This window comes from Cryobacterium breve (assembly GCF_027594785.1).
GTDB classification, from domain to species: domain Bacteria; phylum Actinomycetota; class Actinomycetes; order Actinomycetales; family Microbacteriaceae; genus Cryobacterium; species Cryobacterium breve_A.
On the sequence record NZ_CP075584.1, the window covers coordinates 1,691,441 to 1,706,013 of the forward strand.

The window sequence follows — 14,573 nt, forward strand, 5'->3', positions numbered from 1 at the left end:
CGGCGAGCCGCGCCCGAAACGGCGGGCGCGGGTTGCGCAAACCGGCGCGGGCGCGGGCGCGGGACCAAACCGGAGCGGCCTGCCGTAACGGGCGCGAGTGCGAGCGGCGGCGCGGGCGCGAGCGAGCGACGGCGATGGGAGGCTGGCAGGGCTCTCCTCAACCGGGTTTCCAACGGGGAGTTTCCGCACAGTCCCGGATCTCACGGCCCCGCGTTCGGCCTCCAGGTGGAACCTCGGCATATGTCAATCTCAGCAGTGACGCCCCTCTCCCTCCTCGTCGCCATCGCCCGCCGGGACGGGATCATCCTCAGCCGCGATGCGCGGGCCGTTGGCCTGGAGCGAGAGCTGCGCTCCGAGGTTGAGCGTGGCCACCTCGTTCGACTGCGCTGGGGCGCGTACACGCTCGCGGTCGAATGGAGGCTACTCAAGCCGGAAAGGCAGTATCTGCTCCGCGTTCGCGCGCTGGCCGCGATGAGCGAGGCACCGGTCGTCTTCTCGCATCACTCCGCCGCCGCGATCTGGGACTTGCCCGTCGTGGGCCGCTGGCCGGCGGGAATCGAGGTCCTGACGGCTGCGGCCAGCGGCGGCCGGTCGAAACACGGCACGATCCGGCGATTCCAGGACGGACCGGTCTCCATCGTCGAACACGACGGCCTCCTCGTCACTGCCCCGGCCGACACCGCCGTCGCGCTCGCGCGCGTGGTTTCCTTCCCTGCCGCCGTCGCGATCGTCGACAGGGCGATCCACAAACCGCGACACGGCACGGCCTTGGCGACCCGGGAGGAACTCGAGACCGCGCTCGACGGGCTTCCCCGCCATGCACGCGCGATCGGTCGGTCTGCGGCATTCCGGGCGGTCGATTTCGCCAACCCCGAATCAGGTTCGGCGGGCGAGTCCGTGAGCCGCGCGCTGATATTCATGTTGGGCTTCGTCGTGCCCGAACTGCAGGTGCGCTTCGACGACGAAGCCGGCTTCATTGCCTTCGTCGACTTCTACTGGCGCACGATCTCGACGGTCGGCGAGTTCGACGGTTTCGGCAAGTACGTCAAAGAGGAATACACCAAGGGGCGCACGCTGGTGCAAGTCATCATGGACGAAAAGCGCCGCGAAGACCGGGTCCGCGCCTGCGGCCCGACGGTTTCTCGGTGGGATTGGGACTTACTCAAGGACCCCTCCGCATTCGGCCGATTCCTCACCGCCCGGGGTGTTCCGCAGGTGCGCTGACGGCCTGGCCCGACGGCGCGGGCGCGAGATCGGGCCTGGTCGCGAGCGCGGGACCGGCAGGCATCCACAGACCACCGCCGCGCCCACTTCAGCGGCCCGCACCCGAAACCGCGGGCGCGGCCTGCCGAAACCGGCGCGGGCTCGAACACAAACGGGTGCGGGCTGCCGAAACCGGCGCGGGCGAGCGGATGCGCGGCAACAGTACCGTGCCGGACATCCGCTCAAGCGCTGCAGCACTGCAGCACTGCCCCACACTCCGCCGGTCGCACCGGCGGCGGGGCCGCCGCCGCGCCCGCTTCCGCAGCCCGCACCCGAAACCGCGGGCGCGGGCTGCCGAAACCGGCGCGGGCTCGAACACAAACAGGCGCGGCCTGCCGAAACCGGCGCGGGCTCGAACACAAACGGGCGCGGCCTGCCAAGACCGGCGCGGGCGCGGGGGGCGCGCAGGACGCGGGCGGATGCCAGGCGCACGACGTGCGCCCGGCATCCGCCCGGGAGTGGTGCTGCGTGTTAGCTCGTGACGGAGTCGCCCATCGCCGACCGCTCGGTCAGGACGATGTCGGGTGCCTTGAGGCGCACCCGGTCGGCGGACTCGTCGTCGGGTTCGAGCCTGCGAGGCCCGTTCGGCGGCGACGCGCTTGAGGTAGACGGCGACCTCGCGTTCCTCGTGCTCGGCGTCCCAGCCGAGCACGCCGGCCATCAGCCGGGCCGCGACGGGAGCCGCGGACACACCACGGTCCCACGCCTCGATCGAGATGCGGGTGCGGCGCGCGAGCACGTCGTCCAGGTGCAGGGCCCCCAGGTGACCGGCCGCGTACACGACCTCGGCCTGGATGTAGTCGTCGGCTCCCGGTAGCGGTTCGATCAGGCTCCGGGCGCTCACGGATGAGGTCGAGCAGTTCGTCGGTGAGGGTGCCGTACCGGTTGAGCAGGTGCTCGACCCGCACGGTGTGCAACCCGAAGGCGGTGGCGATCCGGGTGCGCTTGTTCCACGCGGCCTTGTACCCCTCCGCACCGAGCAGGGGGATCTCGTGCGTCGTCGACGGGGCGATCTTCCCGTCGAGGGCGTCGATGGCCGCGTCGATGGCATCTTTCGCCATGATCCGGTAGGTGGTCCATTTGCCGCCGGCGATCACGACGAGACCGGGAACGGAGTGCCCGACCAGGTGCTCGCGGGACAGTTTCGACGTCTGTTCCGATTCCCCGGCGAGGAGCGGCCGGAGGCCCGCGTAGACGCCCTCGACGTCCTCGCGGGTCAGTGGAACCCGCAGTACCGAATTGACGTGCTCGAGCAGGTAGTCGATGTCTGCGGCCGTCGCGGCGGGGTGCGCCTTGTCGAGGTGCCAGTCGGTGTCCGTGGTGCCGATGAGCCAGTGCCTGCCCCACGGGATCACGAAGAGCACGCTCTTCTCGGTGCGCAGCAGCAGCCCCATCGCCGACTGGAACCGGTCGCGCGGCACGACGAGGTGGATGCCCTTGCTCGCCCGCACCTTGAAGGTGCCGCGCTCGCCGACCATCCGCTGGGTGTCATCGGTCCAGACGCCGGTCGCGTTGACGACCTGCCTGGCTCGCACCTCGAAACGTTCGTCGGTCTCGAGGTCGTGTGCCTTCACCCCGACGACCCGCTCGCCGACCTTGATGAAGCCCTCGACCCGCACCCGGCTCGCCGCGTGGGCGCCGTAGAACGACGCGGTACGCACGAGGGACGCCGTATAGAGGGCGTCGTCGACCTGAGCGTCGTAGTAGGTGATGCCGCCGACCGTGGCTTCGGCGTCGAGGCTCGGGATCATGCCCATCACCTGGCGCTTGGAGAGGTGCCGGTGGTGCGGAACGCCGGGCGGCCGACCGCCGGTGTAGGAGAAGATGTCGTAGAGCAACATGCCGGCGCCCACGTAGAAGCGCTCGGTGACGCGCTTCTTCAGCGGGTACAGGAAGCGCACCGGTTTGACCAGGTGCGGGGCGATCCGCTGCAGCAGCAGCCCCCGCTCGGTGAGCGCCTCCCGCACGAGGCGGAAGTCAAGCTGCTCGAGGTAGCGGATGCCGCCGTGCACGAGCTTGGACGAGCGGCTCGACGTGCCGCTGGCCCAGTCCCGTGCCTCGAGGATGCCGACGCTCAGTCCGCGGGTGACCGCATCGAGGGCGCTTCCCGCGCCGACGATCCCGCCGCCGACGACGAGGATGTCGACCTCCTTGGATTTCAGCCGCTCAATGGCCGCGGCGCGTTCCGCCGGTCCCAGCTTGTTCGACCGCGTGACCGAATTCCCTGTTGCCATGTGCGTACTCCCATCGAGGTGGTGGTGCGTACCTCGACGCTAGTTCGTTCGGTACGGCGCGACAACCACCTCGACGCGCTGGAATTCCTTCAATGTCGAATACCCGGTAGTCGCCATCGACCGACGCAGGGCGCCGACGAGGTTGGCGGTGCCGTCCGCGATGGGCGTCGGGCCGTACAGGATGGTCTCGAGCGGGGCGACGGTGCCGACCTCGACACGCTTGCCGCGGGGCAGCTGCGGGTGGTGCACCTCGGCGCCCCAGTGGAATCCGCCGCCGGGGGCATCCGTCGCCCGTGCCAGCGTGGTGCCGAGCATGACGGCGTCTGCGCCGCAGGCGAGCGCCTTGACGATGTCGCCGGAGGTGCTCAGGCCACCGTCGGCGATGACGTGCACGTAGCGTCCGCCGGATTCGTCGAGGTAGTCGCGGCGAGCGCCGGCGACGTCGGCGACGGCCGTTGCCATCGGGGCGTGGATGCCGAGCGAGGCCCGCGTGGTCGAGGCCGCGCCGCCGCCGAAGCCGACGAGCACGCCGGCAGCGCCGGTGCGCATGAGGTGCAGCGCCGCCGTGTACGTGGCCGCGCCGCCGACGATGACGGGGACGTCGAGTTCGTAGATGAACTTCTTGAGGTTGAGCGGCTCCTGGTTGAGCGAGACGTGCTCGGCGGACACGGTGGTGCCGCGGATGACGAAGAGGTCGACGCCGGCGGCGACGACGGTTTCGTAGAGTTCCTGGGTGCGCTGCGGGGAGAGCGCCCCGGCGACGGTGACACCGGCCGCACGGATCTGGGCGAGCCGCGCGGTGACGAGTTCTGGCTTGATCGGTTCGGAGTACATCTCCTGCATGCGGGCCGTCGCACGGTCGGCCGGCAGCTCGCGGATCTCGGCGAGGAGCGGTTCCGGGTCGTCGTAACGGGTCCAGAGGCCCTCGAGGTCGAGAACGCCGATGCCGCCGAGCTGGCCCATCATGATCGCCGTCGTCGGGGAGACCACGGAGTCCATCGGAGCCGCGAGGAACGGAATCGCGAATTCATACGCGTCGATCGTCCAGCTGACATTGACGTCTTCGGGGTCGCGGGTGCGCCGGCTGGGCACGACCGCGATGTCATCAAAGGCGTACGCGCGGCGAGCGCGCTTGGAGCGGCCGATCTCGATTTCCATACCCCCAGCTTAGGCGCAGCCCGTAACCGGAGGGTGTGAACCGCTAGGCTGGCGCAAATCCTGCAGAAGAGACCCGCTACCCTGCCCGATGCACCAGGAGCACCCGATGTCGTCCGACGCCCCCACCGAGTCCGGGAAACCCCGCCTCAACCTGATGTTCAGCAATCTCGAGCTCGTGATCGCGGTGCTCCTCGGCCTCGTCTCGATTGCCACGGCGTACGCATCGTTCCAGGCGGCCCTCTACGACAGCCAGATGGCCGGTTCGTACACCAAGGGATCGACCCAGTCGACCGAGGCGGAGTCCCTCTACCTCGAGGCCAATCAGCAGTTCCTCGAGGACACCCAGGTCTGGAACCGTCTCGCCGAGCTCGACATCGAGAAAGACAGCACGGATGCCGCGATCGCCGCGGACGCGGCAGGCAAGTACGACACCCTCACCTTCCAGGCGGTGTCGACGGACTTCGCCGCGGCCATCGCCCGGGCCGACGCCGAGAACACGGCAGACGCCACGGTGTACCACAGCCCGCTCGACGACAAGGAATACCAGAGCACCCTGTTCGGCAGCTACGCGGAGACGCAGGCGAAGTCGGTCGCGACGATCAGCCAGGGTGACGTGTACAACAGCTTCAGCGACCGGCTCACCCTGAACACCGTGCTGATGTCCATCTCGCTCTTCCTGCTCGGCATCGCCGCCCTCGTGCGGCAGTTCAGGGTGCAGCTCGTCCTGATGTCGACCGGTGTGGTGATCTTCGTCGTGGCGGCCGCGCTGACCGCGATGATTCCCTACGTCGGCCTGTAGCGGGGCACGGCAACAGCGCGACCGTGAGCGGCACCGCCACCGTCCCCTGACCCGCGCACCCCGCGTCCAGATGCTTTCGTGAGGTGTCGCAGATCGACGTTCGCGACGCCCGCGAACCTCGATGTGCGACACCTCAGCGAGGCAATCACCGGGTGCGGCGGCGACACAGGAGGTGCAAGCTGCTGGCATGGAGATCTTCGCCGAACCGCTGTCCCTGCTGCGCCAACGCACGAGCCTCAAATGGCGCGCATTCCCCGACGACGTGCTGCCGTTCTTCGTCGCCGAGCTCGACTACCCGCTCGCAGAGCCGATCAGGGATGCCCTGCTCGAGGCCGTGCGCCGCAGCGACACCGGCTACGCCGCATCCGCCGACCCGCTCGCCCAGGCGTTCGCCGCCTTCGCCGCCCGGCGCTGGGACTGGCCGGTCGACCCCGGGCAGGTGGTCGCGACGAACGAGGTCGGCTCGGCCGTCGTCGAGGTGCTGCGGATGATCCTCGAGCCGGGCGACGAGGTCGTGATCACTCCCCCGGTCTACCCGCCGTTCTTCGACCTCGTGCCAGAGGCCGGCGGCCGGGTCGTCGACGTGCCGCTCCTGCACGGCCAGACCGGCTGGACGCTCGACCTCGACGGCCTCGAAGCCGCGCTCCGGCGGGGCGCCCGTGCCGTGCTGCTCTGCAATCCGCAGAACCCGATCGGCCACCCACACGGCATCGAAGACCTCACCGCCCTCGCCGAGCTTGCGGACCGGTACGGGGCCTTCGTGGTCAGCGACGAGGTGAGCGCCCCGCTTACCTACAGCACCGAGAGTTTCACGCCGTACCTCACGGTGTCCCTCTCCGCCGCCCAGCACGGCGTCTGCGTGACGAGCGCGAGCACGGCGTGGAACCTCGCCGGGCTCACCTGCGCGCTCATCGTCACGGCGTCAGAGCGGATGCGCCTGCTCACCTCCGCCCTGCCGCCCGGGATCCGCGAGCGCACCGGCCACCTGGGGCTCCTCGCGAGCGCGGCGGCCTTCCGCGACGGCGGACCGTGGCTCGACGACGCGCTCACGGCGCTCGAGGCGAACCGGGGGCTGCTGGCCGAGCTGCTCCACGCGCACCTGGGCGGTGTCGGGTACGAACAGCCGGATGCGGGCTACCTGGCCTGGCTGGACCTGCGCTCCCTCGGGTGGGGTGACGACCCGGCCGCGGTCGCCCTCGAGCGCGCAAAAGTCGCCCTCATGCCCGGGCTGCTCTTCGGCACCCCGGGCGCCGGTTTCGCGCGACTCAACTTCGGCTGCTCACCCGAGGTGCTCAGCGAGGCCGTCTCGCGCATCGCCGCTGCGACCTGAGCCGCACCGGTTCAGCGGCGGTAGTTGGGGGCCTCGACCACGATCTGCACGTCGTGCGGGTGCGACTCCTTGAGGCCTGCGGAGGTGATCCGCACGAACTTGCCCTTCTGCTTGAGTTCGTCGATCGTGCGCGCGCCGACGTAGAACATCGACTGGCGGAGGCCGCCGATGAGCTGGTACGCGACGGCGGACACCGGGCCGCGGTACGGGACCTGGCCTTCGATGCCCTCGGGGATGAGCTTGTCGTCGGAGGGGACGTCCGACTGGAAATAGCGGTCCTTGGAATAGGAGGTCTTGGTGCCGCGGGTCTGCAGCGCGCCGAGTGAGCCCATGCCGCGGTAGGTCTTGAACTGCTTGCCGTTGACGAAGACGAGCTCGCCCGGGCTCTCGTCACAGCCGGCGAGGAGCGAGCCGAGCATGACCGTGTCCGCGCCGGCGACGAGCGCCTTGGCGATGTCGCCGGAGTACTGCAGGCCGCCGTCGGCGATGACCGGGATCCCGGTCTCGCGCGCGGCGAGGGAGGCCTGGTAGACGGCCGTGATCTGCGGAACTCCGACACCGGCGACGATGCGGGTCGTGCAGATGGAGCCGGGCCCGACACCGACCTTGATCGCGTCCGCGCCGGCGTCGATGAGCGCCTGCGCCCCGCTCCGGGTCGCGACGTTTCCACCGATGACGTCGACGGCAGCGAAGGCCGGGTCGGTCTTGAGGCGGCGGATGATCTCGAGCACGCCGGCGCTGTCGCCGTTGGCGGTGTCGACGACGAGCACGTCGACGCCCGCGTCGAGCAGCGCGGTAGCGCGCTGCCAGGCGTCGCCGAAGAAGCCGATGGCCGCTCCGACCCGCAGCCGGCCGGCGTCGTCCTTCGTCGCGTGCGGGTATTCCTCGCTCTTGTCGAAGTCCTTGACGGTGATCAGACCCGTGAGCTTCCCGGCGTCGTCGACGAGAGGGAAGCTTCTCGATCTTGTGGGTCGCGAAAATGGCCACCGCATCCATCGGGGCCATGCCGACCTTGCCGGTGATGAGCGGCATCCGCGTCATCACCTCGCGCACCCGCATGGTGTGCTTCTGGGTGGCCGTGACGAAGCGCATGTCGCGGTTCGTGATGATGCCGACGAGCACGCCGTCTGCGTCGACGACGGGGAGTCCGCTGATCCGGAACTGCCGGCAAAGGGCGTCGACGTCCGCGACGGTGGCCTCCGGCGAAGTTGTTACCGGATTGGTAATCATCCCGGATTCGCTGCGCTTGACGAGATCGACCTGTTCGGCCTGGTCCGCGATCGAGAGGTTGCGGTGCAGGACACCGAGCCCTCCTTCGCGGGCCATGGCGATGGCCATCCTGGTCTCGGTGACCGTATCCATGGCGCTCGAAAGCAGCGGCGTCGCGACGCTGATTCTGCGGGTCAACCGCGACATTGTCACTGCTTCACTGGGAATGACGTCGGTGTGGCCCGGCAGGAGCAGGACGTCGTCGTAGGTGAGCCCGGTGAAACCGAACGGATCTGGCTGATCCATGAAACCCCTTTTGCTGGTGCACAGTAATTACAGAAAAGTCCGGGAATTCATCGAAACGACCGGTTCATCAATGTTAAGCGACTTCTCCGCGTGCGCATTCCTTGAGGAAGGAATCGATTCCGAGGACCACTCCGAAACATTTGCGACATAATCGGGACGTACTGTCAACGAAGAAGTTGGCAGGGGCCGGTTCACCCGAGTTTTTTCCCCTCGACCGCCCCTAGGCCCCGCCCGTTCACGGAGGTTACGTTTTGACACCACTCACGCAGCGAACCCGCACGGCAGGCCTCCTGTCGTCCCGGCGGATGCTCGCCGGTCTCCTGCTCATCGGAGTCGCCAGTCTGGGCCTGATGGGCCTCGGCGCGACGAGCGCATCAGCCGCGACGGCCACGCCGACGACGGCGTGTGTGGCCAATGCCACCACGGGTTGCATCCAGGGCACGATCAAGCAGGGCAACGGCGACCCCGCGGTCGGCGTCAAGCTCACGGTCACGACCGGTGGCACGACCGAGAACCTCGTGACGGATGCCGCGGGCAAGTGGGGCGTGGCGATCACGGTCACCGGTCCCTCCACCGTCACCCTCGACACCACGAGCCTGCCGAGCGGGAACACGCTCGACCCGAGCATCGCCAACCCGGCAACCGTCAACGGCGGCCTGGGCCGCAACGCCGGTACCATCTTCAAGCTGGTCAGCGCGGACAGCACCGGCCTCTCGACCGCTGCCCCGTCGCCCGGTGACTCCACCACGACCGGCTCCGTCACGTGGGAGCGCTTCCTCCAGCAGGCCGCGTCGGGCATCCGCCTCGGGTTGCTGCTCGCCCTCGCCTCCGTCGGCCTCTCGCTGATCTACGGGACGACCGGGCTGAGCAACTTCGCCCACGGCGAGCAGGTCACCCTCGGTGGACTGCTCGCGTTCGTGCTCGCCAACCAGCTCGGCCTCAACCTCTTCCTTGCGGCCTTCCTCACCGTCGTCGTCTGCGCGGCGACCGGGTACTTCCAGGACGCGCTGATCTGGAAGCCGCTGCGCAAGCGCGGCCTGCCGAACACCCAGCTGATGATCGTGACCATCGGGCTCTCGATCGCGCTGCAGTATGCGTTCCAGTTCTTCATCGGGGCCAAGACGGTCCGGATCGACAAGGCGAACCCGGTCACCGTGGAAATCGGCCCGATCACCCTCTCGGTGCAGTCGCTCTGGGCGATGGGGATCGCCGTCGCGGTCATCATCCTCGTCGGCCTCTTCCTGCTCCGCTCCCGCATCGGCCGGGCCACCCGCGCCGTTTCGGACAACCCCTCGCTTGCCGCGGCCTCCGGGATCGACGTCGACGCCATCATCCGCCTGGTCTGGACGGCATCTGCCGGTCTCGCCGGACTCGCCGGAGTGATGCTCGGCCTCGTGCTCAACGGCGTGAACTGGCAGACCGGCCTGCAGCTGCTGCTGCTGATGTTCGCCGCGGTCACACTCGGCGGCCTCGGCACCGCGTTCGGCGCCCTCGCCGGCGCGATGATCATCGGCATGGTCGTCGAGCTCACGAACCTCGTGCTGCCCGGCGACTTCAAGTACGCCACGGCACTGCTCATTCTCATCCTCGTCCTGCTCGTCAGGCCACAAGGCATTTTCGGGCGCCGAGAGCGCATCGGTTAGGAAGGACAAGACCGTGAATGAATTTCTGACGACCCTGACGGCGATCGCCGCCTCCGCCTTCTCGCCATCGACGGCGGCACTCGCCATCGCCGCCATCGGACTCAACATCCACTTCGGCTACACCGGCCTACTCAACATGGGCCAGGCCGGGTTCATGCTCGTCGGCGCATACGCCTTCGCCATCTCCATCGTCGCCGGGATCCCGCTGTTCCCCGCCGTGCTGATCGCGCTCGTCGCCGCTGCGGTGTTCGCGCTCATCCTCGGTGTCCCGACGCTGAAGCTGCGCGGTGACTACCTCGCGATCGTCACGATCTCGGCCGCCGAGATCGTGCGGATGATCGGGCGCTCGTCGCTCCTGACCGACATCACCGGCGGGTCCAACGGCCTCACGGGCCAGAGCTACCGCGGCCCGTTCACCGACCTGTCCTTCCTGGGCGACGGCCAGACCACCCTCGGCCCGTTCACCTATGACAACACCGGGTCGAACGGCTGGTGGATCCGCCTGGTGGCCTGGTCCATCGTCGGAATCCTCTGTCTCTTCGTCTTCCTGCTCATGCGCAGCCCGTGGGGTCGCGTGCTCCGCGGCATCCGCGAAGACGAGGATGCGATCCGCAGCCTGGGCAAGAACGTCTACAGCTACAAGATGCAGGCGCTCATCCTCGGTGGCACCATCGGCGCGCTCGGCGGCATCATCTACGTGCTGCCGGCATCCGTCCAGGCGGACAGTATGGGACGCTCGATGACGTTCTTCGTGTGGACCGCACTGCTGCTCGGCGGCGCCGCGACCGTGTTCGGTCCCGTGCTCGGCTCGATCATCTTCTTCGCCCTGCGGCTGTTCGTGCAGGGCATCGCCGGCCAGTTCGTGCCGGACAGCATCATGAACGGCCAGCAGGCCGAACAGTTCTCCTGGATCCTGATCGGAGTGGTGCTCATGCTCGTGGTCATCTTCAGACCCCAGGGTGTACTCGGTAACAAGAAGGAGCCTGAGCTTCAATGTCAACTGACCTCGGACTCGCCGCCGCCCCGACCGCGGCCGCCGCCGCCGCCACCGCGAGCGTCGCCACCGTAGCGACCGTTCCCGGCGTCCCCAAGCCGGACCCGATCCTCGTCGTCGACAACATCGTTCGCCAGTTCGGCGGCATGACCGCCGTCAACGTGCCGCACCTCGAAGTGCAGCGCGGAATCATCACGGCCCTGATCGGCCCGAACGGCGCCGGCAAGACCACGTTCTTCAACCTGATCACAGGCTTCGACAAGCCGGAGCTCCGCTCCGCGCCTCGTGGGCGGCCCCAAGGCCGAACACGCTTCCCGTGCGGTGTTCAACGGACGTTCGGTCAACAACATGGGTGCGGCGAAGGTCGCCCAGCGCGGCATGGTGCGCACCTTCCAGCTGACCAAGGCACTGAGCAGGCTCACGGTGCTCGAGAACATGCTCCTCGGCGCAAAGGACCAGCCGGGCGAGAATCTCTTCGCCGCGGTGATCAAGCCGCTCTGGGCGGCGCGCGAACGGGAGATCACGGCGCAAGCCGAGGACCTCCTGCAGCGCTTCAAGCTGCTCGAGAAGAAGAACGACATGGCCGGCAGCCTCTCCGGCGGCCAGAAGAAGCTCCTCGAAATGGCGCGGGCGCTCATGAGCGAACCGACCATGATCATGCTCGATGAGCCGATGGCCGGGGTCAACCCCGCACTCACCCAGTCGTTGCTCGGCCACATCAAGTCGCTCCGCGACGAGGGCATGACCGTTCTGTTCGTCGAGCACGACATGCACATGGTGCGACACATCTCCGACTGGGTCGTCGTCATGGCCGAGGGCAAGGTCGTTGCGGAGGGCCCGTCGGCCACCGTGATGGACGACCAGGCCGTGATCGACGCCTACCTCGGCGCCCACCACGACACCGACCTCGGCGACGACGCGCTCCTCACGGACGAAGTCGCGGAGGAACTGGCCAAAGAGGTCGAACTCGAAAACCGCACGGAAGGCGACGCGTAGTCATGGTTGTACCCACAGGCTCCCCCGCTCCGGTCCTGCAGGCGACGGATCTCGTCGCCGGTTACGTTCCCGGGGTCAACATCCTCAACGGCTGCAACCTGGATGTCTACCCCGGTGAGCTCATCGGAATCATCGGCCCGAACGGCGCGGGCAAGTCCACGCTGCTCAAGGCGCTGTTCGGACTGGTGTCCGTCCGCAGCGGCAGCGTCACGCTCAAGGGCGAAGACATCACCGGCTTCAAGGCGAACCGCCTGGTGCAGGCCGGCGTCGGCTTCGTCCCCCAGAACAACAACGTGTTCCCCTCACTCACGATCGAGGAGAACCTGCAGATGGGCCTGTACCTGCGGCCCAAGCTGCTCGTCGAACGACTCGACGCGATCTTCGACCTGTTCCCCGCCCTTGCCGACCGCCGCAACCAGCGTGCCGGTTCGCTGTCCGGTGGCGAACGCCAGTCGGTCGCGATGGCTCGTGCGCTCATGATGGACCCGTCCGTACTGCTCCTCGACGAGCCGTCCGCCGGCCTGTCCCCGGTGCGTCAGGACGAGACCTTCATCCGCACCCGCCGGATCAACAAGACCGGCGTCACGATCGTGATGGTCGAGCAGAACGCCCGCCGCTGCCTGCAGATCTGCGACCGCGGCTACGTGCTCGACCAGGGCCGCAACGCCTACACGGGAACCGGGCGCGAGCTGGCCGACGACCCGAAGGTCATCGAGCTCTACCTCGGCACCCTTGCTAAGGACGTTGACGCGGAAAAGGACGAAAAGCCCGTCAGCATCGCCTGACCCGCCGGGTCGCTGACCCGCCCGTACTGCCGAGAGGCCCGTGCCAGCCCCCTGGGGCCGGTACGGGCCTTTTCACGTCGCCCGCGACTCCGCGGCCTCGTCCGTCTGCTCAGCCCGCTCCCGCAACGACGGCGCGGGCGCGGGTGGCAACCTCGCTGAGGTGTCGCAGATCGAGGTTCACGGGGGCGGCGAACGTCGATCTGCGACACCTCAGCGAGAGGGCGGATGCTGGCGGGCGCAGCGAGGCGCGGGGCCGGGCACACGAAAGAGCGGGGCCCGGCTTTCGCCGGACCCCGCTCGGTGTGTTCTTACGGCCTCAGCCGAAGATCAGCACTCTCCTACTGGTAGGAGGTCTGTCCTTCGATGGCGGACTGCCAGACCGGCTTGTTGTCCTTGTCGAACTTGTAGATGCCGATGAAGGCGCTCGACGGCTCGTTGTGCGAGTTGAACGGGCCGACGCCGGACTGTCCGACGTACTGGATGTCCGTTCCGGCGGTGACGAGCGGTGCACACTCGGCGTAGCTCTTGCACTTGGTGCCCTTGCCACTCGCGCCGGAAACGGCCGCGAGCTGCGCCTGGATGTCGGCGGAGACGGTGGACTTGGCCTTCAGCGCCGCGAGGGCGGAGAGGGTGGTCGCGTCGTAGGCCTCGGGGGCGTAGGAGAAGTCGCCGAGGGCGGCCTTCTGGGTGTCCTTGTACCAGGAGACGAGCTTGGCCTTGAAGTCGTCGGCCGGGTAGGCGCCGGGGATCGTGCCCTGTGCGCTGGTCAGCGTGCCGGCTTCGAAGTCCTTGCTGTAGTCGGCGGTGTTGCCGTCAGACAGGTAGACCTTGGAGAGGTCGACGCCCTGGGCCTTGAGCTCGGGGATGATGGACTTGGTCTCGTCAGAAGGCGAGGATGACGATCGCGTCGGGGTTGGTCGCCTTGGCGGCGGTCACCTCGGACGAGAACGTGGTCTGGCCGGGGGGAATTCCTGGCCGTTGCCCTTGCCGCCGTAGACGACGGTTCCGCCGGAGGCTTCGATGCTCTTCTGCGTGAAGTCGCGGAGGCCGGTGCCGTAGGAGTCGTTGAAGACAAGGAAGGCGACCTTGGCGTTGCCGTCACCCGTGATGAGCTGGCCGAGCGCGGAACCCTGGACCGAGTCCGGCGGTGCGGTGCGGAAGTAGAACGGACCGTAGCCGCTGAGCTTGGCCGAGGTGTTGGCCGGGGAGATCTGGACGATCTTCGCGGAGGCGAAGGAGTCGACGACGTTGAGCGAAACGCTCGAGGACGCGGCGCCGATGGCGACGGAGACCTTGGCAGCGATGAGCTTCTGGGCGGACGCGGTCGAGATCGTCAGGTCCGTGCTGTCGCCGGAGTCGGTGGCCAGGACGCAGGCGTCCTTGCCGTCGACGCCGCCGGCGGCGTTGATGTCTGAGACGGCGAGGCCGACGCCGGCGAGTTCCGGCGGGTTGAGGTAAGCGAGGCTACCGGTGATCGGGAGGATCGAGCCGACGACCAGCGACTTGTCCGTGGACGCTCCGCTCGCACAAGCTGCGTCGGTGTACGAGGACGCGGCCGCGGCCGAGGTCGTGGTAGCGGTAGAACCGCCGCCGGATGCACAACCGGAGAGCATGACGGCGATGACGCCTGCTCCCGCCACGATGGCGGTCCGGAGGGCGTGCTTGGATTTAATCATCCTGGGTACCCTTTCATCTTGCACGCGTAAGTACGCCTCCGGGTGAGGCCCACTCGCGTTATTAGGCTCCAACCTAGGATCACTTTGTTTCAAGGATGTTTTCTTGCCGTTCAAACGGGACATCGTTAGCGATTCGTGACACCACCAGCACTTGCCCTGGGGGACGCCGTCGAACGAGGC

The 14,573-nt window shown here is 68.1% G+C and carries 8 protein-coding genes and 3 pseudogenes; 7 read left to right on the forward strand and 4 right to left on the reverse strand.

Annotated elements, in window-relative coordinates:
• Positions 1–240 precede the first annotated feature (240 nt).
• Positions 241–1,224: a hypothetical protein gene (locus KIV56_RS08300; protein ID WP_281535873.1), complete on the forward strand. Its 984-nt coding sequence runs from the start codon at positions 241–243 to the stop codon at positions 1,222–1,224.
• An 88-nt stretch (positions 1,225–1,312) separates the two neighbouring features.
• Here the strand turns inward: KIV56_RS08300 and KIV56_RS08305 are convergent.
• A pseudogene (locus tag KIV56_RS08305) lies at positions 1,313–3,497 on the reverse strand (glycerol-3-phosphate dehydrogenase/oxidase).
• A gap of 39 nt (positions 3,498–3,536) precedes the next feature.
• Positions 3,537–4,655 carry a GuaB3 family IMP dehydrogenase-related protein gene (locus tag KIV56_RS08310; protein WP_134534095.1) on the reverse strand — a complete coding sequence of 373 codons (1,119 nt, stop codon included), beginning with the start codon at positions 4,653–4,655 and terminating at the stop codon, positions 3,537–3,539.
• Between the two features lie 106 nt (positions 4,656–4,761).
• On the opposite strand from KIV56_RS08310, the gene KIV56_RS08315 reads away from it, so the two are divergent.
• Entirely contained in the window at positions 4,762–5,454 is a 693-nt protein-coding gene (locus KIV56_RS08315; protein WP_281535874.1) for a hypothetical protein, read from the forward strand.
• A gap of 187 nt (positions 5,455–5,641) precedes the next feature.
• Complete coding sequence (locus KIV56_RS08320; RefSeq protein WP_281535875.1) at positions 5,642–6,784, forward strand: MalY/PatB family protein; 1,143 nt, start codon at positions 5,642–5,644, stop codon at positions 6,782–6,784.
• A gap of 11 nt (positions 6,785–6,795) precedes the next feature.
• Here KIV56_RS08320 and guaB read toward each other — a convergent pair.
• A pseudogene (guaB, locus tag KIV56_RS08325) lies at positions 6,796–8,299 on the reverse strand (IMP dehydrogenase).
• 251 nt (positions 8,300–8,550) lie between these two features.
• Here guaB and KIV56_RS08330 point away from each other — a divergent pair.
• From KIV56_RS08330 to KIV56_RS08345, 4 genes and pseudogenes are all read left to right on the forward strand, one after another.
• Positions 8,551–9,942 carry a branched-chain amino acid ABC transporter permease gene (locus tag KIV56_RS08330; RefSeq protein WP_281535876.1) on the forward strand — a complete coding sequence of 464 codons (1,392 nt, stop codon included), beginning with the start codon at positions 8,551–8,553 and terminating at the stop codon, positions 9,940–9,942.
• 13 nt (positions 9,943–9,955) lie between these two features.
• Positions 9,956–11,011 (forward strand): branched-chain amino acid ABC transporter permease, encoded by a 1,056-nt coding sequence (locus KIV56_RS08335; protein ID WP_281535877.1) that lies wholly within the window; start codon positions 9,956–9,958, stop codon positions 11,009–11,011.
• Positions 10,936–11,932: pseudogene (locus KIV56_RS08340) on the forward strand (ABC transporter ATP-binding protein). Before KIV56_RS08335 ends, KIV56_RS08340 begins: the two are co-directional and overlap by 76 nt.
• Before the next feature lie 2 nt (positions 11,933–11,934).
• Entirely contained in the window at positions 11,935–12,717 is a 783-nt protein-coding gene (locus KIV56_RS08345; protein ID WP_281535878.1) for an ABC transporter ATP-binding protein, read from the forward strand.
• A 932-nt stretch (positions 12,718–13,649) separates the two neighbouring features.
• Here KIV56_RS08345 and KIV56_RS19640 read toward each other — a convergent pair.
• On the reverse strand, positions 13,650–14,393 hold the full coding sequence (locus KIV56_RS19640) for an ABC transporter substrate-binding protein (RefSeq protein WP_348648513.1): 744 nt from the start codon (positions 14,391–14,393) through the stop codon (positions 13,650–13,652).
• Between the last annotated feature and the right edge of the window lie 180 nt (positions 14,394–14,573).

Bases quoted from the DNA above. Each gene is read 5' to 3' on its own strand.
- KIV56_RS08310 (WP_134534095.1), bottom strand. From the start codon at position 4,655: ATGGAAATCGAGATCGGCCGCTCCAAGCGCGCTCGCCGCGCGTACGCC.
- KIV56_RS08315 (WP_281535874.1), top strand. From the start codon at position 4,762: ATGTCGTCCGACGCCCCCACCGAGTCCGGGAAACCCCGCCTCAACCTG.
- KIV56_RS08300 (WP_281535873.1), top strand. From the start codon at position 241: ATGTCAATCTCAGCAGTGACGCCCCTCTCCCTCCTCGTCGCCATCGCC.
- KIV56_RS08320 (WP_281535875.1), top strand. From the start codon at position 5,642: ATGGAGATCTTCGCCGAACCGCTGTCCCTGCTGCGCCAACGCACGAGC.
- KIV56_RS19640 (WP_348648513.1), bottom strand. From the start codon at position 14,393: ATGATTAAATCCAAGCACGCCCTCCGGACCGCCATCGTGGCGGGAGCA.
- KIV56_RS08345 (WP_281535878.1), top strand. From the start codon at position 11,935: ATGGTTGTACCCACAGGCTCCCCCGCTCCGGTCCTGCAGGCGACGGAT.